Here is a 25994-nt window from a genome sequence, read left to right on the forward strand (position 1 = left end):
CCTAACCCAATGACTTATCTTAGCTGAGCCCACCATTCCTGCGGGTAGTGCCCCGTAGTGTGGTGTAGCGCGGTGGTTGGGCTGCTGTTGGTGGCAGCGCGGTCACCGTGTGATCCTTCGAGGAATCTCCTACAACCCACTCGAACGGAGTCATCACGATGACCGCTCCTCATATTGTCGACCCTGAGCGCCTTCTTGGCGAGGCTCTTTCTCAGGCCTCCCCAGACCTGATGCGTAGCCTGCTTCAGACGGTGATCAGCTCCTTGCTGAGCGCCGAGGCTGACGCGGTGTGCGGTGCCGAGTACGGTCAGGCCAGCCCCGAGCGCCGGGCTCAGCGCAATGGCTACCGGCACCGGGACCTGGACACCCGGGTCGGCACGATTGACGTGGCTGTCCCCAAACTGCGCACCGGCTCATACTTCCCCGACTGGCTGCTTGAGCGCCGCAAACGGGCGGAGTCGGCGCTGATCACTGTGGTTGCCGACGCCTACCTGGCCGGGGTCTCCACACGGCGCATGGACAAGCTGATAGGTACTTTGGGCATCAATTCGCTGTCGAAGTCACAGGTCTCACGTATGGCGGCCGAGCTCGACGAGCAGGTCGCCTCCTTCCGCAACCGGCCCCTGGGCGATGCAGGCCCATTCACCTTCGTGGCGGCCGACGCCCTGACCATGAAGGTCCGCGAAGGTGGTCGCGTGGTCAGCGCGGTGGTCCTGACCGCTACCGGGGTCAACGCTGACGGACATCGCGAGGTCCTAGGACTGCGGGTAGCCACCACCGAGAGCTCGGCGGCCTGGAACGGGCTGCTCGCCGACCTGGTGGCCCGGGGGCTTACGGGGGTACGGCTTGTCACCTCTGACGCCCACACGGGCCTGGTTGAGGCCATCGCCGCGAACCTGCCCGGAGCGACCTGGCAGCGCTGTCGCACCCACTACGCCGCTAACCTGATGACCGTGGTTCCCAAGAGTCTGTGGCCCGCTGTCAAGGCCATGCTCCACTCGGTCTACGACCAGCCCGACGCAGCAGCCGTCGAGGCTCAGTTCGACCGCCTCCTGGACTACGTCCACACGATCCTGCCCGAGGCTGCCGACCACCTCGACGCCGCACGAGCCGACCTGCTGGCCTTCACTGCCTTCCCTGTCGAAGTATGGAGACAGATCTGGTCCAACAACCCCCAAGAACGCCTCAACAGAGAGATCCGCCGCCGCACCGACTCAGTAGGTATCTTCCCCAACAGAGACGCCATTATCCGCCTGGTTGGCGCCGTCCTGGCAGAGCAGACCGATGAGTGGACCGAAGGACGCCGCTACCTCAGCCTCGACGTCCTCAACCGCAGCCGGAACCTACCCAACGCCCCCTCCCTCACCAGCTAACAACCACACTCCACGAAGACCTCTACACCACATCAAGAGACTTGACCCCATCAGGTCGGTGCACACTGCCGTTAGGTGGCCTGCCAGCCCACGATCCGCCGCGAGAACACGTCAGTCACGAAAGCCGCATAGACCCACCCGGAGAAACTGCGCACGTAGGAGGGGTACCTCCCGCTTGCGGGGGAATATCGACGAGCCACAGCCCACCCAGGGCGAAGGCCTCGAAGTGCCGCCTGACCAGGTCAGCCGGACACCGCGCTCCTTAAGGTGCCGAGGCAGGGTCGTCCTGGGCGACTTGACGCGCCTGACGCCGCGGTAGACCCCGGTCGGCCATGAGGCGTTCGACGGTGCACCGGGCCACGTGACCGGCACCGTGACGTTCGGCAATCTCAGGGCGACCCCGCATCACGTGCATCTTGCGGGCGCCCAGAACCGAGTAGCTGGTTCCTTGTTCTTGTGGATTCTGGGTACCTCCACCCTGAGAGCCTCGTCGCGCAACCACCGTGGCTGATGGAGGACGAGTCATGGCTGCGTGAGCCACGTGCTCGGGGTGATCTTGACGTCTGCACTGGTCAGCGTCCGGCAGACCGGCCAGACCCCGAACTCCTCCTTCTTAGCCTCAATGTACTGGCAGATCAGCGAGACGGGCGCTCACACTCCGCCGCAATAGACGAGCCGACGCGCTCCTCAGAATCGCGTCGGCTCGTCGCAGCTCTCGGACCTCCAACGTCGGCTCCTTGATCCGGGCCGCCCCATCGCTGGTGTTTCCCGGCCTCAGACCACCATCGGCCTGAGCCTTCTTGACCCAGGAGCGCAGATCCTCGGGGTGGACTCCCAGATCCTCAGCGATCCTGCGCACCACGCCCTTGGCCCACGCCGGGCCAGCCAGCGCCTTCAGCGCCCGTCCTCGTGGCCCGCTCCCGCAGCTCCAACGAGTATTTCCTTAACACCATGAAAGTGATCCTTCCTGTCATCACCGCCTCCATCAAACCCGGGACGATTCGACCCGACAACAGGCTCCACCCACCGCACCCTCAAACAATAAAGAGTCGCGAGCCACTCGGCCAACCAACTAGACCGAATTTACCGGCCCGCTGTCGACTCACCCCTATTCTCACTGAGAGCATTAAGGTCTTCAACGATAAACGAAACAGGAGAATACATTAGCCTGCGAACATGGACCAACCCTTCTCGGTGACCAAGATACTCGCGAGCATCAGGATTATTTGAGTAAAAGTCAATAATTTTTTTAAATTGAACATACCCCAATGGAAGGTAGGGCATCGGAAAGCTATATTGCAACCCGTTTTTGTCCTCAATGAGAACGAACATCCCACCATTGCACCTTCGGCCGCCTACCACGCGAGGTCGATCACCCCAATTAATTCGGGTCATGTACCTCCCTGCGGGCCAGACAATAATTCCGTTCGAGTTGAGAATGATCTCCGGTTCTGTCATTGCACTGAACGGAAACGTCGCTAGACTCATTATTGCCATGACCAGCAAGAAGAACGCACGCATGGCAGCCGCATAGGTAACCCGCAGTGTAGTCGAATCGCCTCCCGCAACAGCCATCATCCCAATCACTGCTGCTCCAGCAATCAGAATGATGGAGTTCATGACTTGCCATATGAGAAATAGCAACGAGGGTCCGAACGTTACCTCACCACCACTTGCGTTCCAGCGCTTGTACGACTTTTTTGCGAATCTAAACTGCGCGTACTGCATCAACGCCTGCGCAACCAGATAAGTCCCGCCGGTGCGATAGAACACCAGCGTCGGCGCCAATGAGATACCGGAATATAGCACACTGGCACAGAGCAGGACGATCCCGAAGAATCCATAATAATATACCTCTTTGAGACGATTCGCGTCCATGGCCGAACACGAATACGACTCGTCCATTGGTCTCACTTTACCCACGTGCAACTGTCTTCCTGTCGATCATGCATTCGCAGCCTCGACGACGCCGACCTCGGTAACTTAAGGTGACTGGCCACGCATGCGCACGCCCAGTATGCAGAAGACGCCTCCAAGGGACCGGCGAGAATCCACAAAACTGGATTTAAGTGCAACACCTTACGAATGCAAAGGTCACTTATACGCCAAGTTTATCCCACGTCCAAGCCGATGCGCTATTCCAGGCATCCGAGGCTTTATCCTCCAGGTACTTCCCAGTATCTTCAGCCCAGTTCCCGACGGCATCTACTCCTTTACCTACCTCTTTCTTTGTTTCCTCCCAAGGGTGGTTAATAATCTCTCGATGCTCCAATGATATTGCATTATCATAGAGCCAACCTACCCCTTCTGCCGCGAGTGTCGCTACGCCAGCGACTACAATGACACCACCCACAGTAGCGGCTTCGGGTAAGAGCGCCACCGTGACTATGCCTGCAGCCGTCGTGGCCGCAACTTTAGCTAATGGGGCGCCGGTTGCAAGATCGAGCGCCGGACCGCCAAACGCCACAGCCTTCCCTGCGAACTTGCGGACGCCGTCTCCGACTGCTTCAAGCCCATCAGCGGTTCTTCGCATGGCTGTCGGCTTTGGCTTGTTCAGCTTGTTCTCAATCGCTTTTTTGCTTGGAGGTCGACTTCGAGTTTTTACTGACGGGCTGTGAGACTTGTCGGCGGCCCGGTTGTATGCCCAAGCATAAGCAGCCTCCCGCAAGGAATCTGCACTCGAACTGTAAACGTTTTCCAAGTATCCACCCTCTCGAGTTGCGACACCTATTGTATTCTCCACAAAAGTTTTGATCGCACCAGAATAAGGGTCCTTTAAGGCATCTTTTTTAGCAGTAACGAGATTGTTTACTATCCAGTCATTCAGTGCATTGAACGTAGCTTCGACTCTGCCTTTGATCTTTTCGAAGTCTCGAACTTTAGCTAGGTAGTTGTCGTACGCTTCATCAGCAGCAAACCAATCATCTCTGGCTTTCTTCGAGCCTTTCCGCGGAAACTTTCCAGGTGATGACACTTGCGCGGGATATCTGATGATATTTCCATCTACCTGCAGGCCATCACCGCTAGCCGTTTCAAGATGCTCTTTCATGTCATTTTTTCGCCATGACAGCTGGTCCGCAAAAGAGCGGATGACGTCTGCAACTTTTTCTGCCCGGTCATGAACATTTTTAACCGCATCACACAAGGTAGTTGAATACGTACCTACGGCGAGACCGACTTCACCCCCAACTCCGGTACCAGATCCGTTTTTAGCGAACAAATTTGCTGCACTGCTGGCATTGTCACGCAGTCCCTCTAACCACCGTGCGGCGTCATCAACAGACGATTCGCTTCCGGGAATAGTAACATCAATGTCCCCACCAGTACTCATGATATTTCTTTCTCCATCTGTCGGAAGGTCTGGGCAACACTCTCGTCCACCCCATTAATTTTATCCGCAGCATTCGCCATTTTGTCTCCACCAAGTCCGGAGCAAATCGCTATATCTCCTGCATCCTCAGCAATCTTAGTGATCATGTCGACGATGTATTCTGTTCCGTCGCCGCCATCCACACTCTTAGGAAATCCCTTTTCATCGCTCTCTAAATCATCTCGGGCGGTATAAAAATTATTCTTGATATCTTCTGCATCATCATAATCTATTTTAAGTTCGTTGGCCATTATTATCTCCTTTCTTCTTGATGCCAGAGTTCCCGTGGTATACGCTGGTCCAGCATGACCACGTCGAAGGGCTGCGCCTCAGCAAGCTCGTCAAGGTTCTCCGTGAGGAACAGCGCCCACGGCTGATTCGGCCCCATACACTTCACCAGACGATCAACAGCCGTATAAGCCAGCAACGCCCTCCGCCCATCCCTCAGACGCCGTAGCTCAATCTCCGTGCCCCTCGCATTAGGCACCCCAGTCGAGGGCAGATACAGCGCAGGCGGCACGAACGGACGCTCCGGGTCCGGACCGAGCGATCCCTCATCGCCCAGGGGCTCAGCGGCCTCCGCCTGCTCAGGAGGGGACAGCAACATGAAGTCACGAGAAGATCTCATGCCCCGACGCTATCGAGACCACTTGTACATCGCAGCGCTATTTACCACTAGTACTGTGACGTTGGTCGCTCCAGAGGTGCCACCGACGCGGTCCAGTGAGCCCCTGCACACGCCACAGGCCTTCCTCAGTGGCGAGCTCCCCGCGCAGCTCAGGATGGCGTGTATAGAAGGCCACGACTCGCTGTAGCTGCACGTAGTTCAGCGGTTGAGTGTCCAGACGTGCCTTGATCCGGCCCATCGGCTCGATATCCATCAGCACCGCGCCTCCTGAGCCGATGCCCGCAACCCGAGGCTGGTCCGCCCACCAGAAGGGTGACTCACGGCGGGTCCCCACGGCGAAGCGGATACGTTCTGGGTCCAGGACGATTTCACTGCGACGACGGGGCAGCGGAGTTCCCAGCCCAACAAACGCTGCGGTCACTAGGAGGGCTACTGCGAGGAGGAACGGCAGCACGACGCCTCCTCGATCAGCACGATCACCGACCGCCAGAAGCCCCACCGACAGCAGACTCCCAATCCCCAGGAGCGTCATCTCCACGTGGATCGCCAGCGGTACGAACCATGTGTTTGTCAGGCAGACTCCCTCACTGCTCCAGGTCCACCGTCGGTGGGCGACCGTTCGGCATCTGCGAGCCCCGGCGAGTGCTACGGCGTGGATCAGAAGCACCAGGAAGACGACGAGCCCGAGGAGGAAGACGCTGGTCTGCCGACTGCTGGTGAGGTAGGCGGAACCTACGAGGACAATGATGGCCCAGATCAGGAAGCGCCAGGGGGCACGGCGCGCTTTTCGGTCCGCCTCCGCGCAGGACACCGGTTTCGAGGATCTAGAGCTGTCGTCTCGTCGCGGATCATCTGCCTCCTGACGCATCCCGAACGTCTCCGAGGGCGGAAGACCATCGCCATGTCCGTACCCGATCGCAGCCGGTGGAGTTGGAGGCCTGGTCACCGCGGAGCCGAACGGCGCCGCCGGCTCCGGCACTGCTGTCTGAGCCCCGACCGCACCATGCGGCGGTGTCGCATACGGTGCTCCCCCGTTCGGGGTGTCCTGATAGGGCGCACCTCCATAAGGTGATACCGGAGACGGTAACGCATCGATCGGCCGGGTTGGTTCTGGGGCTGGAAGGACAGATCCCCCGCGGACCTGCTCCGGGCCTCCCCCACGAACCTGCTCCGGCACGACGGCGTCTCCAACGCCTTCGCCCACTAGGTCAGGCGCCGCCATAAAGGCACGCACCCGTTGCAGTCCCCGGCCGGTAGCAAGCTCACCTCGCAGCTCGGCGTGAGTCGTGTAGAACCTGAGCACCGTCTGAAGCTGAGCGTGACCGATCGGCACGACAACGATGGGGAACAGCACCGGACCGCCCGTACCACCCGTGATCATGACGTGCGGCCGCATGCGGTGCATGATGCTGGCCTCAAGATTCGGCCGCACCGCCCAGGGAATGCAGGCGCGCCTGCGGCCACCCGTCCACACCCAGACGGCATCCGGCGTCAGGATGATCTCCGGTGCTCCCCTGCCACCGCGAGGAACGGTGACAACATTCAGTATCGCCCCGAGCAGCATGATCGCCGCCAGTACGAGCGTCCACACGTCGTCGGCCGAGTCCACGCCTGAGACGAGCTGCATCCACACAGCGACCAGTGCACCCGTCAACGCCACTGCGGCCGGCAGGTAGTCTCGCAGACCGATGCGCCGTGAAGGCCCGAACTGAAGAAAACCGGTCCCCTGCTGCCAGTAGTCGGCAGACCTCGAGATCTCGCGGTTCATCGCGATCCTGCCGCCCCCGTACAGAGTGACACTCAGCGCGCCCACCACGAACATCGTCCCCAGCGGTACCTGAGAGACGGTCAAGCTCCAGATACCAAGAGCCAGGCAGAGGGCGCCGAGCACCAGCACCGAGCACCCCTGGGCGGCTCGGCCACGGTCCGCACGCTCCCGGAAGTCCTCTAAGCCCGTTCCTCCACGTGACGTCGTCGAGTAGCCGCTGGTCATGCCCGCCCCGCTGTCGTCATCTCATGAGAGAGTGACGCGAGATCGTGGCCTCGCGGCCCGGCCCGACACCGATCGCCGAGACGCGGCAGCGGGCCAGCTCCTCGATGCGCAGCACATAGTCCTGAGCCGCTCGGGGCAGGTCGGCGAAGCGGCGCACCTGGCTGATGTCCTCGCTCCAGCCCTCCAGCTCCTCGTAGACGGGGACGGCGTGGTGGAAGTCGGACTGGGTCAGCGGCATCTCCTGGGTGACGGTGCCGTCGATGTCGTAGGCGACGCACACGGGGATGGTCTCGTGCCCGGTGAGGACGTCGAGCTTGGTCATGACCAGGTCGGTGAGTCCGTTGACGCGGGCGGCGTACCGGGTGACGACGGCGTCGTGCCAGCCGCAGCGCCGGGGCCTGCCGGTGGTGACGCCGAACTCGCCGCCCTCGGAGCGCAGGCGCTCGCCCATCTCGTCGTGTAGCTCGGTGGGGAAGGGCCCCTCCCCCACGCGGGTGGTGTAGGCCTTGACGACGCCGACGACGGAGTCGATCCGGGTGGGCCCCACGCCGGTACCCGTGCAGGCGCCGCCGGCGGTGGGGTTGGAGGAGGTGACGAAGGGGTAGGTGCCGTGGTCGATGTCGAGCATCGTGGCCTGTCCGGCCTCGAACAGGACGGTCTTGCCCTTGTCGAGGGCGCTGTTGAGCACCAGGGAGCAGTCGACGACCATGGGCCGGACCCGCTCGGCGTAGGAGAGCAGCTCGTCGGCGACGGCGTCGGCGTCGATGGCGGCCCGGTTGAAGACCTTGAGGAAGAGGCTGTTCTTCTGGTCCAGGGCGGAGTGGACCTTCTGGCGCAGGATCGACTCGTCGAAGAGGTCCTGGACGCGGATGCCCACGCGGTTCATCTTGTCCGCGTAGGTGGGGCCGATCCCACGGCCGGTGGTGCCCAGCTGGCGTGAGCCCAGGAAGCGCTCGGTGGTGCGGTCCAGGACCCGGTTGTAGGAGGGGATGATGTGGGCGTTGGCGCTGATGAGGAGGCTGGAGGCGTCTTTGCCTCGGGACTCGATCTCGGCGATCTCGCTGAAGAGGACCTCCAGGTCGACGACGACGCCGTTGCCGATGATGGGGGTGACCCCGGGGGTGAGCACGCCGGCCGGCAGGAGGTGGAAGGCGAACTTCTCGCCGTCGATGACCACGGTGTGGCCGGCGTTGTTACCGCCGTTGAACTTGACGACGTAGTCGACGTCCTGACCGAGCTGGTCAGTCGCCTTGCCCTTTCCTTCGTCTCCCCACTGGGTCCCGACGACGACAACGGCTGGCATGGCTGCTCCCTGGCTTCAGTGACGGCGTGCCGGTGGACACACCGTCCTCTAGCCTACCGGAGCCCGGAGGCAAAGATCCCGATGACGATCCAGTCCCAACCTTCCGAGGAGACGATACGGTGGGATACATGCCTGAGCTCACCATTCGCCGCTTCTCCGCACCGCGCTCCGCACTGGCAGTCCTCTCCGTCCTGACCGTGTCCTCCGCCCTGGCTCTGTCCGGCGCCCCAGGACACGCCCTTCCCGCGGCTGAGGACGACGTCAGCATGACGTTATCCACCGACATCGTGATCAGGGAGGACGAGACCTTCACCATGAAGTTCACGGCGTCGGAGAGCGGATCCACCCAGACGCTGAGTAAGAGCGTCTGCAACGAGGAAACCTTCGACACCGACAACTCGAACGACAAGGACGTCAAGGTGGAGTTCAAGGAAGAGGGCGACACGCGCACCTGCACCTTGCAGGGGAGCAACTCGATCTCGGAGTCCACAGACAACGTCACGCACAGCGGTGACGAGTTCATCGTCACGACCCCCGAGTTCAACGATCAGCCCTCCAGCACCACCCTCAACATCACACAGTCGGTGACCTTCCCCGGCGAGGTCACCGAAGCCGACGGCGGCGAGACCGACGGAACCAAGGTCTCCTTCAACGACGGGGACTCTCACCGGGTCAAGGGGAAGGACAAGGCCGCCTCCGGCGCGACGTCTGGCGCTCAGGACTCCGCAGGAGAGAGCGGCTCCACTTCCACCTGGGTGTGGGCGCTTGTGGGCCTGCTCGCCGTGGCCGTCGCGGGCGGCATCGTCGCAGTAGTCATCATGAACCAGAGGAAGAAGAACCAGCCCCAGTTCTTCCCCTACGCGACCCCAGCTCAGGGCTACGACCCCAACCAGGCGCTCGTCAGCCCGCCGGGTCAGCCTGTTCAGCCTTACCAGCCGGGTCAGCCTGTTCAGCCCTACCCGCCGGGTCAGCCTGTTCAGCCCTACCAGCCGGGCTACACAGAACCTCAGGCCCAGCCCTACCAGCAGCCCTACAACGGCCAACCGGAACAGCCCTACAACGGCTACCCCGGTCAGGGGTACTGAGACGCTCCCAGCGACCGTGATGGTCCCGGAATCGCCTGATTCCGGGACCATCATGCTAAAAGGGTGGCGAGTACGCGTCGCTCCCCCCGAACCGGGTCATGAGCTGCGGGGCTCCGGCATCGGAGCACCGAGCGCCGTCATCGTGGAGCGCTGTGCCAGCGCCATGAGATAGCTCTGGAAGGCCGGGCCGATGAGGACCATGAACCAGAGCACCGCCGCCCTCATGGCGGGCAGCGCCCAGAGCACCCCCACCGGCGCGATCACGATCACCAGGCAGATGACCGTGATCCCCAGGCGCCCGACGGCGAGCCGTACGGCATTGGTCAGGTGCCGAGTAAGAGGGGCGTCGAAGAAGGCCGCGAGCGGCAGCAGCCAGATGAGGACCGAGGCCAGGAGCGCTCCCCCGGCCAGCACCAGCCCGGACACCGCGCCGGTCGCACTGCCCAGGTCGCCCGGCTGACCGGCGTACTGGTCAGCCGGGACCCCGTCGATCAGCACCAGGTACTCCCAGGCTCCCAGGGCCGCCAGCGCGAGCACCGGCAGCCACCAGGTCAGGGACTGGCGCAGATTGAGGCGGAAGGAGCGCCACCAGGTGGCGAGCACCGCCGGGTCGTCGTCGGCCGCCATCTGGCCGGCCACGCGGGCGCAGGCCGTCAGGGAGGCGCCGGCGGTCACCACCGGCAGGCAGCCGGCCAGGGTCAGGGCGTTGAGGATGACGACGTCGGCCGCTGCGGACCAGGCCCGGTAGGCGGGGCTGTCGGGGCCGGGGAACAGGGCCACGGGATCTCCTTCATCTGGACTCGTGCAGTAGCAGGTGGAAAGGATACGGGCGGTTCCCGGTGCCCACGGTGGGACCCGAGAACCGCCCGATTCAGGACTCGCGCGCGGGCATCAGCCCTTGACCGCTCCTGCGGCAACGCCCTCGATGATGTGCTTCTGACCGAAGAGGTAGAAGGCCACGATCGGGACGATGGCGAAGACGAGCATGGCCATCTGGGCACCCATGTCACGGTTTCCGTTGGAGCCGACGAGCGACTGGATGACGATCGGGATCGTCTTGTAACGATCGTCCTGACCGATGACGAGGTTGGGCAGGAGGAAGTCGTTCCACACCCACATGGCGTTGAGGATAGCCACGGTGACCGCCGTCGGCTTGAGCAGCGGCATGACCACCTTGAAGTAGGTCTGCAGCGGGGAGCAGCCGTCCATGTAGGCGGCCTCCTCGATCTCCATGGGGATGGACTTGATGAAGCCGGCGAACAGGAAGACGGACAGGCCGCCGCCGAACCCGAGGTAGAGGACGATCATGCCCCAGGGGGTGGCCAGGCCGAGGAGGTCGGCCACCTTGACGGTGGGGAACATGACCATCTGGAAGGGCGCGATCATGGAGAAGGCGAAGGCGTAGTAGATCGCCGAGGTCCACCAGGTCTTGATGCGAGTGATGTAGTAGGCGGTCATCGCCGTCAGGAAGACGATGACGACGACGGAGCCCACGGTGATGAACAGCGACCAGCCCATGGCGCTGGCGAAGCCGGACAGGGCCAGGCCGGTGGCGTAGTTGTCCAGGCCGGCGAAGGTCTTGGCGGTCGGCAGGGCGAAGGGGCTGTCGGAGATGTAGAACTTGCCCTTGAAGGAGTTGATGAGGATGAAGGCCAGGGGAATGACCCACACGAGGGCCAGGACTGCCAGCAGTCCCACGAGCGCGTTCTGGCCGGGTGTGTGCGAGGCGGCCCTCCGACCGGCCTTGCGGGCGGCAGCGGCGGATCCGGGGACTCGGGTCTGGACGGCGGTGCTCACGCGTCGACCTCCTTGGAACGGGTGGCGCGCAGCTGGATGAGCGCGATGGCGGCGACGATGAGGAAGAAGATGACAGCCTCGGCCTGGGCGACGCCCTCCTGACCGATCTTCTTGTACATCGTGTTGACGATGCTGAGTGCGGCCATCTGGGTCTGCTTGGCCGGGGCCCCGTTGGTCAGGGCGAGGTTCTGGTCGTACATCTTGAAGGTGTTGGCCAGGGTGAGGAACAGGCAGATGGTGATCGAGGGCATGATCATCGGCAGCGTCACGTTGCGCAGCGTCTGCCAGCGGCCGGCGCCGTCGATCTGGGAGGCCTCGATGAGCTCGGGCGGCACGTTCTGCAGGCCGGCGATGTAGATGACCATCATGTAGCCCATGAGCTGCCAGTTGACGAGCATGACCAGGCCGGCCAGGCCCAGTCGCCAGTCGTTGACGATCGTCTGGCCCCAGCGCTGGAGGATCGCGTTGAGCATGACCTGCCAGGTGTAGCCCAGGACGATGCCGCCGATGAGGTTGGGCATGAAGAAGACGGCGCGGAAGAAGTTGGTGCCGCGCAGCTTGCGGGTCAGGAAGTAGGCCAGGGCGAAGGCGCCCAGGTTCACCGTGATGATCGAGATGACCGAGACGACGGCGGTGAACACAAGGGCCTGCGGGAAGTCGCTGCGCTCCCCCAGGGCCCTGGCGTAGTTGTCGGTGCCCACGAAGCGGGCGTTGGTCAGGGTGCTGAACTTGGTGAAGGAGAGGTAGAGCCCCATGAAGAAGGGGACGATGAACGCGATCATGAAGGCCAACAGGGTCGGCCCCGCGAATACTGGGAAGAACTTTTTCAGTGCCTTGGTCATATCTGCCTCGAGGTGCGACCGGTACCCGCCGGAGCGGCCGGGTACCGGGGCTCCCGCCGGGGCGACGACGCGTGAACCGAACGGCTCAGGCGTACCGTCACCCCGAACGGGAAGGGGGATTGGGGAGATGAGTCTCCGTCACGGGCCTGCCGGGGCAGCGCCGTCGACGACGGCTCGGACGGGCTCGGGCGACTCGCCGACGTCAGCCCTCCTTGGCCGCCTTCTTCTCGGAGGCCCAGTTGGTCACGAAGAACTCCTTGACCTTCGCCCAGTCCGTGCTGCCGGAGGCGTACTGGGCCAGGTGCTGGCCGAGCTGGTCCTTGAAGTCCTGGCTCGGGAAGGTCGGGAAGACCCACTTGACCGGAGTGAGGTCCTTGTTGTTGACGGCTGCGGCCACATCCTTGCCCAGCGGGTCGGAGGGGGCCAGCTCGGCGTAGGCATTGTAGGGGGCGATGATGCTGAGCTTCTCGGCGGCGAGCTTGGAGCCCTCGGCGTCGGTGAAGAGCCAGGTGAGGAAGTCCTTGGTGGCCTTCTGGGCGTCGTCGGAGGCCTGGGAGTTGATCGTGAGGTAGTTCTCGGTGCCGATGGCGATGTTGGTCTTGTCCTCACCGGCCACGCCGATGTAGATCGGCAGGAAGTGGACGTCCTCGGCCTTGACCGTGTTGCCGGAGACCTCGGAGATCTGCGACCAGCCCCAGTTGCCGTTCTGGACCATGGCGGCCTTGCCCAGGGCGAAGTCGGCCATGGAGTCGGTGACCGTCTTGGCGCTGGCCTCGGTGGGCTTGATCGTGGAGTTGTTGAGGTAGAGATCGAAGATCTGCTTGTAGTTGTCCGAGTAGGTTAGCTTGATCTCGGTGAGGTCGTCGACCTTGTCGTCGCGGTACTCGTAGTAGACGGGGTAGTTGGCCAGGTGGGTCTGCCAGCGCCAGTCCTCGCCGGGAGACAGGGAGGTCGCGGCGAAGACACCCTCAATGCCCAGCTCGGCCTTCTTGGCCTGCATGTCCTCGACGACCTCCTTGAGCTTGTCGAAGCCCTTGATCTGGTCGACGGCGGTGGCCTTGGCGCCCTCCATGGCGAAGTACTTGTTGAGGATGGCGGCGTTGTAGATGATGCCGTAGCCCTCGATGGCCAACGGCACGCCCACGACCTTGTCCTCGTCGCCCTTGAGGGCCAGGGACTCGTCCGTCATCTGCTTGGTGAAGTCGGCGTCGGACAGGTCGGAGGCGTACTCCTTCCAGTTGCCGTAGCCCACGGGACCGTTGAGGTTGAACAGCGTGGGCGGGTTGGACTTGGCGACCTCGGACTTCAGGGTCTGCTCATAGGTGCCGGAGGCGGCGGTGACGACCTTGACGGCCACACCGGTCTTCTTCGTGTAGGCGGCCGCGATGTCCTTGAAGGCCTGCTCCGACTCGGGCTTGAAGTTGAGGAAGTAGACGCCTCCGTCGCCGTCGGAGCCGGATGATCCCTTCGAGCAGGCGGCCAGGGTCGCGGCGACGGCGATCGCGGCGGTTCCGCCCAGCACGGAGCGGCGGGAGATGAGTCGCATTGAAGTCCTCCTTTGGACGCATGGGACAGGGGCGGACGAGGGCGTCCGCGAGGTGCGACTGCCGTATCGCCGGCGGCTGGTCCGTCGGCTTCACGGCGACGACTCATCATGACACATTTCCGGCTCTCATTGCTGCAAGGCTTGCAATGAGTGACCTGAGTCTCAGGGATACAAATCAACCTTCGGTGCTATTTTTGCCTGCAACGACCCGGATCCCAGCAAGCCACATAAGACACTGCAGCGGCCTCCAGCCACTCTGCAAGAATGCAACCGCTCGGCCGGTTCGGCGACGCCCCCTCCCGGAGGCCCCGTGGCGCACGCACGACGCGGCCCCGGCACCATCACAGTGCCGGGGCCACGTGCAGCGATCAGCCGCTGCTCAGCCGTTCACCCCTAGGCGGGGCGAGGACTCACTTGCGGGCGGAGCCGACGGAGCCGAGGCGCTCGCAGGCCTCGACGACGCGAGCGGCCATGCCCTCCTCGGCGGCCTTGCCCCAGGCGCGCGGGTCGTACTGCTTCTTGTTGCCGACCTCGCCGTCGATCTTGAGGACGCCCTCGTAGTTGGTGTACATCCAGCCGGCGACCGGGCGGGTGTAGGCGTACTGGGTGTCGGTGTCGACGTTCATCTTGATGACACCGTTGCGCACCGCGGTGGCGATCTCCTCGTCGGTGGAGCCGGAGCCGCCGTGCATGACCAGGTCGAAGGGCGAGTTCCTGTCTCCGACCTTGGAGGACAGGCGGTCACCGAGGCGCTTGGCAACCTCGTTCTGGATCTCGCCGAGGATCTCGGGGCGGAGCTTGACGTGACCGGGCTTGTAGGAGCCGTGCACGTTGCCGAAGGTCAGGGCCGTGATGTAGCGGCCGTTCTCGCCCAGACCGAGGGCCTCGACGGCCTTCCAGGCGTCGTCGGCGGTGGTGTAGAGGTTGGCGTTCTCCTCGCCCTTGATGCCGTCCTCCTCGCCGCCCACGGCGCCGATCTCGATCTCGAGCACGACGTTGGCGGCCTTGGCGCGCTTGAGCATGTCGACGGCGATCTCGATGTTGTCGTCGAGGGCCTCCGCGGAGCCGTCCCACATGTGGGAGTTGAACATCGGCAGCTCACCGTTCTTGACCTGCTCGGCCTCGATCTCCATGAGCGGGTGGATCCAGTCGGCCAGGAGCTTCTTGGGGCAGTGGTCGGTGTGCAGACCGATGGTGACGGGGTAGAGGTCGCCCACGGCGCGGGCGTAGGCGGTGAAGGCGATCGAGCCCTTGACGCGGTCGAGGCGCGAGGACCCGGACCAGTAGGCGGCACCACCGTTGGAGATCTGGACGATGCCGTCGGACTCGGCGTCGGCGAAGCCCTTGAGGGCGGCGGACAGAGTCTGGGACGAGGTGACGTTGATCGCGGGGATGGCGTACTTGCCGGCCTTCGCGCGGTCAAGCATGTCGGCGTAGGACTCCGGGGTTGCAATGGCCACTGGGTGCCTCCTGATTTCTGTATGAGTCAGTGGTGCGGGGCCGATTGTTCCACGAATTCGGACCGAGGTGAACCGGATCATGGTCCCGGAGGGCCTCGGGGGTGCCCGGAGGCGCAGCGGCGTCGGCGGAGGCGGCGGGGGCGATTCGGGCCGGAGGCTCAGTCCGGGGCGGGGCCCGCGTGCTGGAGGATCCAGGTGTGCATGGCCACCGCCCCCGCGGCCGCCACGTTGATGGAGCGGGTGGAGCCGTACTGGCCGATGCGCAGCAGGCGGGAGCAGCCGGCGCTCAGCTCGGCGCTGATGCCCTCACCCTCGGAGCCGAAGACCATGAGGCAGCGCTCGGGCAGTGCCGCGCTCTCCAGGGGCTGCGCTCCGGGGCCGTTGTCGATGCCGAGGACCTCGTAGCCCTCGGCGGCCGCCCAGGCGAGCAGCTCACCTGGCTCGGGGTGGTGGCGCACGTTCAGGTAGCGGTTGGTGACCATGGCGCCGCGCTTGTTCCAGCGGCGTCGGCCGATGATGTGGACACCGGCGACGTTGAAGGCGTTGGCGCTGCGCACGATCGAGCCGATGTTGAGGTCCTGGCTGACGTTCTCGATGGCGATGTGCAGCCGGTGGGCGCGGGCGGCCAGGTCGGCGCGGATCGCCGCGACGGTCCAGTAGCGGTAGCGGTCGACGACGTTGCGCCGGTCTCCTCCCGCGAGCAGCTCGGGGTCGTAGCGGGCGTCGGTGGGCCAGGCCTCGGGACCGCCGGGCCAGGGGCCGACGCCGACCTGGCGGACGTCGGCCGGCCGGTCCTCCTCCGGGCTCAGCCCCGAAGGCGCGGAGGATGAGGCCGGAGCCGCTGCGGGCGCAGCCGGCCGGTGCTCCCCCTCGGGCAGGTCCGCGGGGTTGACGCCCCCGCCGTCCTCGCCTCGGTGAGCCGATGCCGACGGGCCTCGTCGGGCGCTCACTCCAGGCCGAGGTCGGCCAGACCGAGCGCCGCGTAGTAGGGCAGGCCGGCGGCCTCGATACGCTCGCGCGCACCGGTGGCTCGGTCGACGATGACGGCGACGGCCCGCACGTCGGCTCCCGCCTCGCGCAGGGCCTCGACAGCCTCCAGCGGGGAGCCACCGGTGGTGGAGGTGTCCTCCAGGACGACGACGGAGCACCCGGTGACGTCGGGCCCCTCGATGCGTCGGCGCATGCCGTGGTCCTTGGCGGCCTTGCGCACGACGAAGGCGTCCAGGTCCAGGCCGCGGGAGGCGGCGGCGTGCAGCATGGCGGCGGCCACGGGGTCGGCTCCCATGGTCAGGCCGCCGACGGCGTCGATCTCGTCGGTGCCGAGTCCCGCCTCCTCCAGCATGTCGAGCATGACGTGGCCGATGAGGGGGGCGGCCTCGTGGTGGAGGGTGGCGCGGCGCATGTCCACGTAGAAGTCGGACTCGAGGCCGGAGGCGAGGGTGACCTTGCCGCGGACGACGGAGAGCTCGTTGACGAGCTCGGCCAGGCGGGCGATGTGGGAATCGTTGGTGCTCACGGCTCCGATGGTAGTGGGACCGGCGGCTCGCGCGCCGGATGGAAACCCACCAAGACGGAAGTCCCGCCCATCCCCCGCGTCATGCGGGAGGGGCGGGACTCCAGACAGCCTGGCGGCCGCAGATAAGAATCAGGACAGGGCGGCCACGGCGGCGTCGTAGTCGGGCTCCTGGCCGACCTCCGGGACCTGCTCGGTGTAGAGGACCGTGCCGTTCTCATCGAGGACCACGACGGCGCGCGACATGAGGCCGGCCACCGGGCCGTCGGCCACGGTGACGCCGTAGTCGGTGCCGAAGGTGGAGCGGAAGGTCGATCCGGTCACCACGTTGTTCAGGCCCTCGGCGCCGCAGAAGCGGGCGCCCGCGAAGGGCAGGTCGGCGGAGACGCAGACCACGGTGGTGTTGTCCAGCTCGGAGGCGAGCTTGTTGAACTGGCGCACCGAGGCGGCGCACACCCCGGTGTCCACCGAGGGGAAGATGTTGAGGACCACGCGGCGGCCGGCCAGGGACTGGCTGGTGACGGGGGCCAGGTCGGCGCCCACGAGATCGAAGGCGGGGGCGACCTGGCCCACAGCGGGCAGCTCGCCGACGGTGGTGACGGGGTCTCCGTGGAAGGTAATGGAAGCCATGCTGAGATCGTTGCAGGTCACCCGCCTCCTGACCACCGCCCTCAGCCCTGGGCGATTCCCGGGTGAGATCGGGCTGCGAGCCGGTGCATGCGCCCCGATCTGTCACGATGGGAGACTTTTCCGATACCGTCCTCAACCAGTCGTCTCGCATCTGTGCCGGTCAGTGTCGTTGAGGAGGTCAGCAACGACGAGGGTTCACAAGAATCGGGGGCGAATAGTCGCCATCCGTGACACTTCTTCTGCGGCCTTACTCGGAGGCCCGGCCGGAGCGCTCGGGCCCGACCACCCGACGAACGAACCAGCGGGGAGCCAGCCGCAGCGCGGCGTTGGCGCTGCGGTAGCGCAGGCTCGGGGTACAGATCACCTGCCCGCGGCGCACTGCGGCCAGCCCGTCGATGGCGACCCGCTCGGCGTCCAGCCACAGCGGGTCCCCCCACTGGGTCTCGTCGATCCCGGCCGCCGCGTGGAAGCCGGTGTGCACCAGACCGGGGCACAGCGCCGTGGCGGTCACCCCGGTGCCGGCGAGCTCGGCAGCCAGCCCCTCGGTGAACCGCAGCACCCAGGCCTTGTGGGCCGCGTAGGTGCCCATGGCGGTGTGAGCGGTCATGGAGGAGACGTTGAGAATGGCGCCGCGACCGCGCTCCACCATGGCACCGGCCGCTGCGTGGGAGGTCACCATGACCGCCCGGACCATGACGTCAAGGGCCTGCTCCTCACGGGCCAGGTCACCCCCGACGAAGGGCTGCCCCAGTCCGAAGCCGGCGTTGTTGACCAGGAGCCCCACAGGCCTGCCCGGATCGCGCAGGCGCTCGGCGACGAGCTCGAGCTCGTCACGCCTGGACAGGTCGGCCCGCAGAGTCTCCACCTGCACCCCGGCGAACTGCCGCATCTCCTCGGCCACCTCCCGCAGGCGCTCGGGAGTGCGCGCGACGAGGACGAGATCGTGACGGGCTTGGGCGAGCTGCCAGGCGAACTCCAGGCCGAGGCCGCTCGTGGCCCCGGTGACAAGTGCTGTTCCCATGGCGGCAGGCTACGGGCGCTTGTTGAGTGCTTGATGGGAACCGCACCGGCTAGGCTGCCGCCATGCGTCTGGCCACCTGGAACGTCAACTCCATCCGTACTCGCGTCGACCGCGTCCTGGCCTTCCTGGAGCGCCAGGACATCGACGCCCTGGCGATGCAGGAGATCAAGTGCCGGCCCGACCAGTTCCCGGTCGAGCCTTTCGAGGCCGCCGGCTACGAGCTGGCGATTCACGGGCTCAACCAGTGGAACGGGGTGGCGATCGCCTCGCGCGTGGGGCTCGACGACGTCGCGACCTCCTTCCCGGGTCAGCCCGGCTGGGCGGCCAAGCCCGAGGCCGAGCCCGCCGTGGAGGCCCGGGCCCTGGGGGCGACCGTGGGAGGTGCATCGGGATCGGCGCCCGTGCGCCTGTGGAGCCTGTACGTGCCCAACGGCCGTGAGCTCACCCACCCGCACTACACGTACAAGCTCGACTGGCTGCGGGTCCTGCGCGACGACGTCGCCGCCTGCCTGGAGTCCGAGCCCGACCTCCCGCTGGCGCTGGTGGGCGACTGGAACGTGGCCCCCAGGGACGAGGACGTGTGGGACATGAGTGTCTTCGAGGGAGCCACCCATGTCTCGGCGCCGGAGCGGGAGGCCTTCGCCGCCTTCGCCGAGGCTGGCATGCAGGAGGTGACCCGTGAGCGGGTCACCAACTACACGTACTGGGACTACCAGAAACTGCGCTTCCCGAGGAACGAGGGCATGCGCATCGACTTCGTCTACGCCTCGCCGGCCCTGTCGGGCCGCGTCACCGGCGCCGCCATCGACCGCGATGAGCGCAAGGGCAAGGGCGCCTCCGACCACGTCCCCGTCATCGTCGAGGTCGACTGAGGGCCGCAGAGCAAAACCGAGAAGAGCGGGCGGCCAAACGGAGCCGCCCGGCATCCAGCCGTGGGCCGCCTGCCACTCAGGCATGCAGAACTCAATCGACGAATCAGTCAGAATATTTCGGAATTATTTGTGGGACGATCTCACTTCACCCCCTTCATTCTGCTGAAATAACGGCAATATCATGCCCGTATGAAACGCTCGAAGCAGCCTCTCAGCCGGCGCAACGCGATCAGTCTCTCCGCCCTTGCAACCCTCGCCTTGGCGGCCTGCTCGGGACAGCGCACCGCCTCCGAGCCCAGCACGCAGCCGACGACGACTCCACCCACCGAGAGCCCCTCACCCTCCCCGAGTCACACGGAGACTCCGACGCCGACCACCACCTCCTCCCCCACGGCCAGCACCACGGCGACCACCCAGTCCACAACGCCAATGAACGCCGCCAGCAACGGCGGAACCCCGGGACCGACCTCCGCCACCGGAGCGCCCGTCAACACCCAGGGCCGAGACCTGACACGAGAAGACTTCTTCCACCCACCGGAAGAGCTCGAGCAGAACCTGTACAACGTGGCCACCACTAGCGGCATCAACGGCATCGGAGCAAAGCTAGAAGGAACGAGAGGGATACAGCTCGAGTTCCGACTGGAGAACCGATTCACCAAGCTCACCTTCAAGGCCGGACAGGCAAACGATTCAGAGTCCTCAGATCTCCTCCTGCGAGTAGGAACATACAAAGATGGCAAGAACGACCAGCTGATCGACATTCCCTTCAACGAAGTCAAGCCGGTCGAAGTCGACGTATCGAATGTCAACGCCCTCAAGATCGAGCTCCTTCCACTGACAGCGGAAGGAAAAACTAATTATCGACCAGGATCCATCACCGGAGTCATGTTCGACATGAGACTCGAATGAGGACGCAGTGAAGTTCTTTAAACGCAACACCAACCGACACACCGAAGAATCACGATCCCATAGCATAATCGGCTTATGGCACAGATTATCCAAGCGCCGGAAGGTCAGCATTGGCCTAGTTGTTGCCATTCTAACGCTGATCGCAGCTCTTCCAAGCGCCGCAGAGGCTACTCTTTCTTTGGTAGACCGACTCAGCGGGAAAAGCACACCTTCACAGGAGGCACCACAGCGACCCTCAGGAGATGCAACCCCTGAATCACAATCCCAGGCCCCGAGGGAGAGCGACCCGCCAGGCAGTGAGGACATCTCCGCGTCACCAACTCTGCAGGCAGGCTGCTACAACGGGGACACTCCGACACCCTGCGGGACGCCGCACTCCCGGGAGGTGTTCGCCAAACCGGCCGGCGCCTCCTGCGATGAGGGATCGCTCATCCTCTACATGGGCGGAGTCCCGGGCCTCGACCTCCTTGCCTCGGGTATCGACGTCAGGCCGTTTGAGAACGTGGACGATCAGTGCGTCGTCGAACGCTCCTCCGGGATGCCGAGTGCATCGCTCGAGGACATCTGGACGGTCGACAACGACCACAACGGCTACAAGGACGGCGGAGAGTTCCGCAGGTGCCTCAACCGTCAGGGCCACCCCTCCTCCTGCGATGATGATCACGCCTCCGAGGAGTTCTATGACGCACCGGCCGATGTCGACTGCGGCCAGAAGTACGCCGACTTTTCAGGACGCCCCGTCGATCGTAGTATTCGTGTCAGCCGGTCCTCTCGGGGCGATCACATTGTCTGCACCGCCGAGGTGCAGGTGAGCACCGACAGGCTGACAGCCTCGGTCCGCAATCTTGAGAACGCCACCCTCCCCATCAAGCAGAACTAGGTCGTGTTGCGAAAGCACGGCGAGGCATCCGCGCGTTCGTAGGATAGGTCGCGCGGTCGTACCCTCTACCCCTCGAACGCGAGACATAACCTACGACCGCGACGGGTCACGTGGCTCACTGCGGCTCCGAGAGATCCCCCGCGGGCCCAGTTTCGCAACACGACCTAGCTGGAAGCCCGGACAGCCAGCCGCCTGAGCGCATCATGGGATGGGCCGTCCCGCGGCGTGTACACCTCGAGGCGGTGATCAGGACTGTCAGGCTGAAGCCAGATCTGATAGTCGACATCCACGCGGCCGATATCCGGATGGTCCAGATCCATCGGACCGGTGGTGCAGTCGGCAACCTCTCCGGTGGACCACAGCCGGGAGAAGACCCGGCTGCGCATGGCAAGCTCACCGATGAGCCCCGCCAGGTGCGCATCGGTGGGGTGCACCCCCGCCGTCAGACGCAGGTATCCCACGTGGATACGCGCCAGATCCTCCCAGTTGCGGTAGAGGCCTCGGTGCACGGGATCGAGAAAGAACATTCGGGGAATGGACGGCCTGGTGCCGGCAAGGCGCGGCGAGCCGTAGTCCAGGTGCGGGGCGAGCAGGGCGCGCCCGGTCCGATTCCACGCCAGGACATCTCCTCGCCGCCCCCAGCAGGACGGCTGGGACGCTCTCCCCCAGGGCGTGCAGAAGAGCGAGCACGTGCGAATCGGGTTCCTCCTCGTCCGGTACCTCCAGACGGGAGAGAGCCGGACCGCGGGCGAGGTTGTGCAGGTGCGTCGTCTCGACGCCGTCGAGCCGCAGGACCCGGGCCAGGGCGTCGAGCACCTGAGAGGAGGCGCGACCCGCCTGCCCCTGCTCGAGCCGGGTGTAGTAGCCCGCGCTCAGCCCGGCCAGCTGGGCGAGCTCCTCACGCCGCAGCCCCGGAACACGTCGGGTCGTCCCATAGGAGCTCAGCCCCAGGGCCTGCGGCGTCACCCGGTCCCGGCGGGTCCTCAGGAACGCTCCCAGCGTCTCGCCGGGGACCTCTGCCGTGGCCGTCACCGTCTCCATTCCGTCTCCACCCCGCCTTCACGTCATCGCTTGCAGTCGTCCCTCAGCCGGTGTCCTGCTCAGCGTAGGCACCCGTCATCCGCCGCGCCTACCCCTGCGAGGTGTACCCACCCCAGGGGCATGGCCGGTGACGGCGGAGGCCCCGAGCATGATGGGCATGAACACGACGGACGTACCCGCCCACTGCCCCTCGGCCCCCAGCCCCCTCGACCAGGACGACCGCGCTCCGCGGCGCGCCTGGCTCGGCCTCTTGGTGGTGCTTGGTCCGGTGCTGCTGGTCTCCATGGACGGCTCGGTGCTCTTCCTGGCGATGCCCACCATCACCCGATCCATCGGGCCCAGCGCCGATGAGGCGCTGTGGATCCTCGACATCTACGGCTTCGCCGTCAGCTCGTTGCTCATCACCTTCGGCAACCTCGGCGACCGGTTCGGACGCCTGCGGTTCCTGATCGGCGGGGCCCTCGTCTTCGGCGTCGGTTCGGGGCTGGCGGCCCTGTCCCCCTCCCCCGGTTGGTTGATCGCCTCGCGCGCGGTTATGGGTCTGGGCGGTTCGACACTCCTGCCCTCCGGACTCGCAGTGCTCAGCGAGCTGTTCGTGAGCCCTCGTCTGCGCTCCCGGGCGATCGGGATCTTCGCCGCGACCTTCGCCACGGGTTTCGCCATCAGCCCGGTCATCGCAGGGCTGCTGCTGAGCCGCTTCTTCTGGGGCTCGGTGTTCCTCATCAATCTGCCGGTCGTCGCAGTCTTTCTGCTCGCGGCACCCTTCGTCCTGCGCGAGGTCAGAGCCGCCCGCCCCGCCGCGGTGGACCTCCTCAGCATCGACCTGTCCGCCGCCGGCATGTTCCTGACCGTCTACGCCGTGAAACGGGCGGCGGCCTATGACCTGTCTCCACTGGTCGCGATGTCGGCGGCCGCGGGGTCCGGCCTGCTGGTCTGGTTCCTCGCGAGACAGCGCCGGTTGGAGCACCCCCTGGTCGACGTCGGGCTGTTCAGGGGCAAGGTCTTCACCATCGCCATCCTCACCGGCGTGATCTCACTGGTCGTGTGGTCCGCGGCGGCCTATCTAAGCGGCGTCTACCTGCAGTCCGTCCTGGGCCTGTCGGTTCTCACCGCAGCGCTGCTCGCCCTTCCCGGCGCACTCGTCCTGACAGCCTCCTGCGTCCTGACTCCCGCGCTGGCCGAGCGGGTCGGTCAGCGCAGGGCTCTGCTCACGTGCCACGTCACGATGGCCGGCGGGCTGGCCCTGCTGCTGCTCACTCGCACCACCGAGGGCATCGGCTGGTTCATCGCCTCCACTGCCGTCGCCGGGCTCGGTTACGGTATCTCCTTCTCCTTGGTGGCCGATGCCGCCGTTGGGGCCGTTCCCCCGGAGCGCGCCGGTGCTGCTGGAGCGATCGCCGAGACCTCCAACGAGATCGGGAACGCGTTGGGCATCGCCCTTCTGGGCTCGACGGCGACCCTCATGTTCCGCCTTCGCGGGCCCGGGCTGGCCCCCGCTCTCGGGGAGACTCTCGACGCCGGAGCACTCACCTCCTCCACCGCCACCCAGGCGAAGGCGGCCTTCGTCGACGGTTTTCACCTCGCCGTGGCCCTGGCCGTGCTCCTGTGCGCGGCTCTGGGTGCTCTCGCCTTCAGGTGGTTGTCCCGATCCGGGCAGTGAGCCCGGCGCTGTGATAACACCCGCTGGAATAAGCGCAACCTCTCGATACGATACGGACTCTGGCGCCGCTCAGCACAGAGAACCATGAGGCGCCCGGATAAATAAGACCACGGCCCTAGGGGAATATTACCCATCCCGGAGAAGGGGGCCTCACACACCTCCGAGACGGGGACACAAAATTTCCGCCAGGACCCAGATTCTCCAATGATGTCAAGACTTCATGCGGCTCACAAATATATTACCTCAACCGGTCGAAATCGAATACTTCTCCATTTCCCCCGTCCCGGACTCCGGAATCACAGTAGAATCCACCGACCGGCGTCGCTATTCTCTCGCCATGAACTCCTCGAAACTCTCTCCCGCACGTCGAATCGCCACCGCTCTCATTCCCGTCGCCACCTTGTCGCTGGCCGCCTGCGGCAGCCTGCCCTTCTCCTCATCGCCATCGACGTCCTCCGCCTCGGCCTCGAAGGCCACGACCTCCACCCCCTCCGCATCCGCCACTCCCAGCGCCACCGCGTCCGCATCGGCCTCTGCCACGGCCACTACCACCGCCGGCGCCACCGATGCAGCATCCGCCACCACCTCCGGCAACCCCTCCGCGGAGGCCACCACGAACGGCCTCACCCCGGAGAACAGCAAGGGACGCGAGCTTCGGCTCTCAGACTTCCAGCAGCCCGCCACGGGCAGCAGCTGGGAGGAGAAGCGCTACGACGTCGCCTCGACCACCAACACCATGGGAGTCGGCACCAAGCTCGACTGGCTGCACACCGGCGAGATCGAGCTGCGTCTGGCCAACAAGTTCCAGAAAGTCACGTTCAACGTCGGTCAGGCCAATGACTCCGAGAGCTCCGACCTCCTGGTGAGGGTGGCCGTCTTCGCCGATGGTAAGGAGATCGAGACGGTTGACGTCCCCTTCAACGACGCGCACCCCTTCGACGTCAACGTCGCGAACGTCAACGCCTTGAAGATCACGCTCACGCCCATCACCCAGAAGCAGGAAAAGCCCCTGATAGACGACAAGTCCACCACCGGCGTCATCTTCAACGTCAAAGCCGAGTGACGCGCGCTTGCGGGGCGGGCGGCCATCACCGGCCGTGATCCCCTGACAACGCCAGGATCTGGTCGCCCAGCGCGGGCCACGTCTTGCGGTGAAGTGCCCCGAAGGGCTCGGCTCCCAGGAAGACGGCCTGGCGCTCGGCGACCGGATCCACCCATATGAAGGAACCGGACTGGCCGAAGTGCCCGAAGGTCTGCGGGCTGTTGCCCCCGGACGTCCAGTGCGGGGACTTGGATCCGCGCACCTCCACCCCCAGACCGAACGAGTTGGGGGTCTGGCGCCCGTAACCGGGCAGGACGCCGTCGAGCCCGGGCAGGACCGGTGCGCAAGCCCGGGCCGCGAGCGCGGGCGAGACGAGTCTCGGCGCGGCCAGCTCGCGGGCGAACAGTGACAGGTCGCGGGCGCTGCCCTCACCGGAGTGGGCGGGCGAACCGGGGATGAGGACGCTGGCCATCCCCAGGGGCTCGAGCACCGTGGCCTCCACCCAGGTCTCCAGGGGCGTGGCGGTGGCCTCCTGGAGCCGGTCCCCCAGGATCTCGAAGCCGCGGTTGGAGTAGATGCGGCGCACGCCCGGAGCGGCCAGGCGCTCGTCGGAGTCGGCCGCGATCCCCGAGGAGTGGGACAGCAGGTTCCCGATGGCCGCCCCCTCCGGGGCCGGCGGTCCTGCAGGAGCGTCCAGGTCCAGCAGCCCCCGCTCGACGGCGACCAGGGCCGCCCAGGCGACGATCGGCTTGGTGACCGAGGCGAAGGGAAAGACCTCGTCGACCTCACCCGCCTCGAGGAGCACACCGTCGTCGGCGGCAGGGGCGCCGGTGACCACGAGGGCGGTCGGGAAGGGGAAGTCGGCCAGGGCCGGCAGGACGGCGTCCGCTTGAGAGGTGTCCGGGATGCTCATCGCTTCTCCTCGCCAGGATCGTGTCTCAACGCGGGAGGCCTGCTCCCTCGCGACCGTACCTTACGCCTCCAGACCCGAGGCCCCGGTGCGGCCCGCGAGCCGCGGGGTACGGCCTC

Annotated in this window: 25 protein-coding genes and 1 pseudogene; 7 read left to right on the forward strand and 19 right to left on the reverse strand. The window is 65.2% G+C overall.

The window, feature by feature from the left end:
* Positions 1-158 precede the first annotated feature (158 nt).
* Positions 159-1373, forward strand: coding sequence for an IS256 family transposase (locus tag EL340_RS09175; protein WP_126414336.1), 1215 nt, complete (start codon positions 159-161; stop codon positions 1371-1373).
* 619 nt (positions 1374-1992) lie between these two features.
* Here EL340_RS09175 and EL340_RS15965 read toward each other — a convergent pair.
* The 7 genes from EL340_RS15965 to EL340_RS09210 all read right to left on the reverse strand — a co-directional run bounded on the left by EL340_RS15965 (position 1993) and on the right by EL340_RS09210 (position 8667).
* The gene (locus EL340_RS15965) at positions 1993-2235 is read right to left on the reverse strand and encodes a transposase (RefSeq protein WP_408608543.1); all 243 of its coding nucleotides are present in this window, start codon (positions 2233-2235) and stop codon (positions 1993-1995) included.
* Positions 2236-2456: 221 nt separating this feature from the next.
* A complete protein-coding gene (locus tag EL340_RS09185) occupies positions 2457-3251 on the reverse strand; it encodes a hypothetical protein (RefSeq protein WP_126414337.1) in 795 nt (264 codons plus the stop codon).
* Positions 3252-3471: 220 nt separating this feature from the next.
* Positions 3472-4704: a hypothetical protein gene (locus EL340_RS09190; RefSeq protein WP_126414338.1), complete on the reverse strand. Its 1233-nt coding sequence runs from the start codon at positions 4702-4704 to the stop codon at positions 3472-3474.
* Entirely contained in the window at positions 4701-4994 is a 294-nt protein-coding gene (locus EL340_RS09195; protein ID WP_164719369.1) for a hypothetical protein, read from the reverse strand. The genes EL340_RS09190 and EL340_RS09195 overlap by 4 nt, the downstream gene beginning before the upstream one ends.
* A gap of 2 nt (positions 4995-4996) precedes the next feature.
* A complete protein-coding gene (locus EL340_RS09200; RefSeq protein ID WP_126414340.1) occupies positions 4997-5371 on the reverse strand; it encodes an SAV_915 family protein in 375 nt (124 codons plus the stop codon).
* 37 nt (positions 5372-5408) lie between these two features.
* On the reverse strand, positions 5409-7268 hold the full coding sequence (locus EL340_RS09205) for a hypothetical protein (RefSeq protein WP_232022972.1): 1860 nt from the start codon (positions 7266-7268) through the stop codon (positions 5409-5411).
* Positions 7269-7380: 112 nt separating this feature from the next.
* Positions 7381-8667, reverse strand: a complete 1287-nt coding sequence (locus EL340_RS09210; protein WP_126414342.1) for an adenylosuccinate synthase — start codon at positions 8665-8667, stop codon at positions 7381-7383.
* Between the two features lie 128 nt (positions 8668-8795).
* Between EL340_RS09210 and EL340_RS14955 the strand changes: the two genes are divergently transcribed.
* The gene (locus EL340_RS14955) at positions 8796-9752 is read left to right on the forward strand and encodes a viral protein TPX (protein WP_164719370.1); all 957 of its coding nucleotides are present in this window, start codon (positions 8796-8798) and stop codon (positions 9750-9752) included.
* Positions 9753-9848: 96 nt separating this feature from the next.
* Here the strand turns inward: EL340_RS14955 and EL340_RS09220 are convergent, their stop codons facing one another.
* From EL340_RS09220 to EL340_RS09260, 9 genes are all read right to left on the reverse strand, one after another.
* The gene (locus EL340_RS09220) at positions 9849-10532 is read right to left on the reverse strand and encodes a MusI family membrane protein (RefSeq protein ID WP_126414343.1); all 684 of its coding nucleotides are present in this window, start codon (positions 10530-10532) and stop codon (positions 9849-9851) included.
* Positions 10533-10643: 111 nt separating this feature from the next.
* Positions 10644-11549 carry a carbohydrate ABC transporter permease gene (locus EL340_RS09225; protein WP_126414344.1) on the reverse strand — a complete coding sequence of 302 codons (906 nt, stop codon included), beginning with the start codon at positions 11547-11549 and terminating at the stop codon, positions 10644-10646.
* On the reverse strand, positions 11546-12391 hold the full coding sequence (locus tag EL340_RS09230) for a carbohydrate ABC transporter permease (protein ID WP_126414345.1): 846 nt from the start codon (positions 12389-12391) through the stop codon (positions 11546-11548). Before EL340_RS09230 ends, EL340_RS09225 begins: the two co-directional genes overlap by 4 nt.
* Before the next feature lie 202 nt (positions 12392-12593).
* Complete coding sequence (locus EL340_RS09235; protein WP_126414346.1) at positions 12594-13937, reverse strand: ABC transporter substrate-binding protein; 1344 nt, start codon at positions 13935-13937, stop codon at positions 12594-12596.
* A gap of 410 nt (positions 13938-14347) precedes the next feature.
* Positions 14348-15397: a class II fructose-bisphosphate aldolase gene (gene fbaA / locus EL340_RS09240; RefSeq protein ID WP_126414347.1), complete on the reverse strand. Its 1050-nt coding sequence runs from the start codon at positions 15395-15397 to the stop codon at positions 14348-14350.
* A gap of 158 nt (positions 15398-15555) precedes the next feature.
* A complete protein-coding gene (locus tag EL340_RS09245) occupies positions 15556-16275 on the reverse strand; it encodes a TrmH family RNA methyltransferase (RefSeq protein WP_126415414.1) in 720 nt (239 codons plus the stop codon).
* A gap of 68 nt (positions 16276-16343) precedes the next feature.
* Complete coding sequence (gene pyrE, locus EL340_RS09250) at positions 16344-16913, reverse strand: orotate phosphoribosyltransferase (RefSeq protein WP_126414348.1); 570 nt, start codon at positions 16911-16913, stop codon at positions 16344-16346.
* A gap of 129 nt (positions 16914-17042) precedes the next feature.
* A complete protein-coding gene (gene tpx, locus EL340_RS09255; RefSeq protein WP_126414349.1) occupies positions 17043-17540 on the reverse strand; it encodes a thiol peroxidase in 498 nt (165 codons plus the stop codon).
* A 247-nt stretch (positions 17541-17787) separates the two neighbouring features.
* Positions 17788-18561 (reverse strand): SDR family NAD(P)-dependent oxidoreductase, encoded by a 774-nt coding sequence (locus tag EL340_RS09260; RefSeq protein WP_126414350.1) that lies wholly within the window; start codon positions 18559-18561, stop codon positions 17788-17790.
* A 62-nt stretch (positions 18562-18623) separates the two neighbouring features.
* Here EL340_RS09260 and EL340_RS09265 point away from each other — a divergent pair, with 62 nt between their 5' ends.
* From EL340_RS09265 to EL340_RS09275, 3 genes are all read left to right on the forward strand, one after another.
* On the forward strand, positions 18624-19433 hold the full coding sequence (locus EL340_RS09265) for an exodeoxyribonuclease III (protein WP_126414351.1): 810 nt from the start codon (positions 18624-18626) through the stop codon (positions 19431-19433).
* 429 nt (positions 19434-19862) lie between these two features.
* Positions 19863-20342: a hypothetical protein gene (locus EL340_RS09270; RefSeq protein ID WP_232022973.1), complete on the forward strand. Its 480-nt coding sequence runs from the start codon at positions 19863-19865 to the stop codon at positions 20340-20342.
* 385 nt (positions 20343-20727) lie between these two features.
* Positions 20728-21222, forward strand: coding sequence for a hypothetical protein (locus tag EL340_RS09275; protein ID WP_232022974.1), 495 nt, complete (start codon positions 20728-20730; stop codon positions 21220-21222).
* A 164-nt stretch (positions 21223-21386) separates the two neighbouring features.
* Here the strand turns inward: EL340_RS09275 and EL340_RS15455 are convergent, their stop codons facing one another.
* Positions 21387-21920 carry an MmyB family transcriptional regulator gene (locus tag EL340_RS15455; RefSeq protein WP_331860822.1) on the reverse strand — a complete coding sequence of 178 codons (534 nt, stop codon included), beginning with the start codon at positions 21918-21920 and terminating at the stop codon, positions 21387-21389.
* A 121-nt stretch (positions 21921-22041) separates the two neighbouring features.
* A pseudogene (locus EL340_RS15460) lies at positions 22042-22263 on the reverse strand (helix-turn-helix domain-containing protein); the annotation flags it as partial.
* Between the two features lie 157 nt (positions 22264-22420).
* On the opposite strand from EL340_RS15460, the gene EL340_RS09285 reads away from it, so the two are divergent.
* Both EL340_RS09285 and EL340_RS09290 read left to right on the forward strand, forming a co-directional pair.
* The gene (locus EL340_RS09285; RefSeq protein ID WP_197722292.1) at positions 22421-23923 is read left to right on the forward strand and encodes an MFS transporter; all 1503 of its coding nucleotides are present in this window, start codon (positions 22421-22423) and stop codon (positions 23921-23923) included.
* A gap of 337 nt (positions 23924-24260) precedes the next feature.
* Positions 24261-24986, forward strand: coding sequence for an NPCBM/NEW2 domain-containing protein (locus EL340_RS09290; RefSeq protein WP_126414354.1), 726 nt, complete (start codon positions 24261-24263; stop codon positions 24984-24986).
* Positions 24987-25011: 25 nt separating this feature from the next.
* Here EL340_RS09290 and EL340_RS09295 read toward each other — a convergent pair whose 3' ends face one another.
* Positions 25012-25878 (reverse strand): serine hydrolase domain-containing protein, encoded by an 867-nt coding sequence (locus tag EL340_RS09295; RefSeq protein ID WP_126414355.1) that lies wholly within the window; start codon positions 25876-25878, stop codon positions 25012-25014.
* Between the last annotated feature and the right edge of the window lie 116 nt (positions 25879-25994).

The organism is Actinomyces viscosus (assembly GCF_900637975.1).
Lineage (GTDB): Bacteria > Actinomycetota > Actinomycetes > Actinomycetales > Actinomycetaceae > Actinomyces > Actinomyces viscosus.

What these genes read in the sequence shown, in the direction of transcription:
- EL340_RS09175 (WP_126414336.1), top strand. Translation starts at nt 159, where the DNA reads ATGACCGCTCCTCATATTGTCGACCCTGAGCGCCTTCTTGGCGAGGCT.
- EL340_RS09185 (WP_126414337.1), bottom strand. Translation starts at nt 3,251, where the DNA reads ATGGACGCGAATCGTCTCAAAGAGGTATATTATTATGGATTCTTCGGG.
- EL340_RS09190 (WP_126414338.1), bottom strand. Translation starts at nt 4,704, where the DNA reads ATGAGTACTGGTGGGGACATTGATGTTACTATTCCCGGAAGCGAATCG.
- EL340_RS09195 (WP_164719369.1), bottom strand. Translation starts at nt 4,994, where the DNA reads ATGGCCAACGAACTTAAAATAGATTATGATGATGCAGAAGATATCAAG.
- EL340_RS09200 (WP_126414340.1), bottom strand. Translation starts at nt 5,371, where the DNA reads ATGAGATCTTCTCGTGACTTCATGTTGCTGTCCCCTCCTGAGCAGGCG.
- EL340_RS09210 (WP_126414342.1), bottom strand. Translation starts at nt 8,667, where the DNA reads ATGCCAGCCGTTGTCGTCGTCGGGACCCAGTGGGGAGACGAAGGAAAG.
- EL340_RS14955 (WP_164719370.1), top strand. Translation starts at nt 8,796, where the DNA reads ATGCCTGAGCTCACCATTCGCCGCTTCTCCGCACCGCGCTCCGCACTG.
- EL340_RS09230 (WP_126414345.1), bottom strand. Translation starts at nt 12,391, where the DNA reads ATGACCAAGGCACTGAAAAAGTTCTTCCCAGTATTCGCGGGGCCGACC.
- EL340_RS09235 (WP_126414346.1), bottom strand. Translation starts at nt 13,937, where the DNA reads ATGCGACTCATCTCCCGCCGCTCCGTGCTGGGCGGAACCGCCGCGATC.
- tpx (WP_126414349.1), bottom strand. Translation starts at nt 17,540, where the DNA reads ATGGCTTCCATTACCTTCCACGGAGACCCCGTCACCACCGTCGGCGAG.
- EL340_RS09260 (WP_126414350.1), bottom strand. Translation starts at nt 18,561, where the DNA reads ATGGGAACAGCACTTGTCACCGGGGCCACGAGCGGCCTCGGCCTGGAG.
- EL340_RS09265 (WP_126414351.1), top strand. Translation starts at nt 18,624, where the DNA reads ATGCGTCTGGCCACCTGGAACGTCAACTCCATCCGTACTCGCGTCGAC.
- EL340_RS09270 (WP_232022973.1), top strand. Translation starts at nt 19,863, where the DNA reads ATGAACGCCGCCAGCAACGGCGGAACCCCGGGACCGACCTCCGCCACC.
- EL340_RS09285 (WP_197722292.1), top strand. Translation starts at nt 22,421, where the DNA reads ATGAACACGACGGACGTACCCGCCCACTGCCCCTCGGCCCCCAGCCCC.
- EL340_RS09290 (WP_126414354.1), top strand. Translation starts at nt 24,261, where the DNA reads ATGAACTCCTCGAAACTCTCTCCCGCACGTCGAATCGCCACCGCTCTC.
- EL340_RS09295 (WP_126414355.1), bottom strand. Translation starts at nt 25,878, where the DNA reads ATGAGCATCCCGGACACCTCTCAAGCGGACGCCGTCCTGCCGGCCCTG.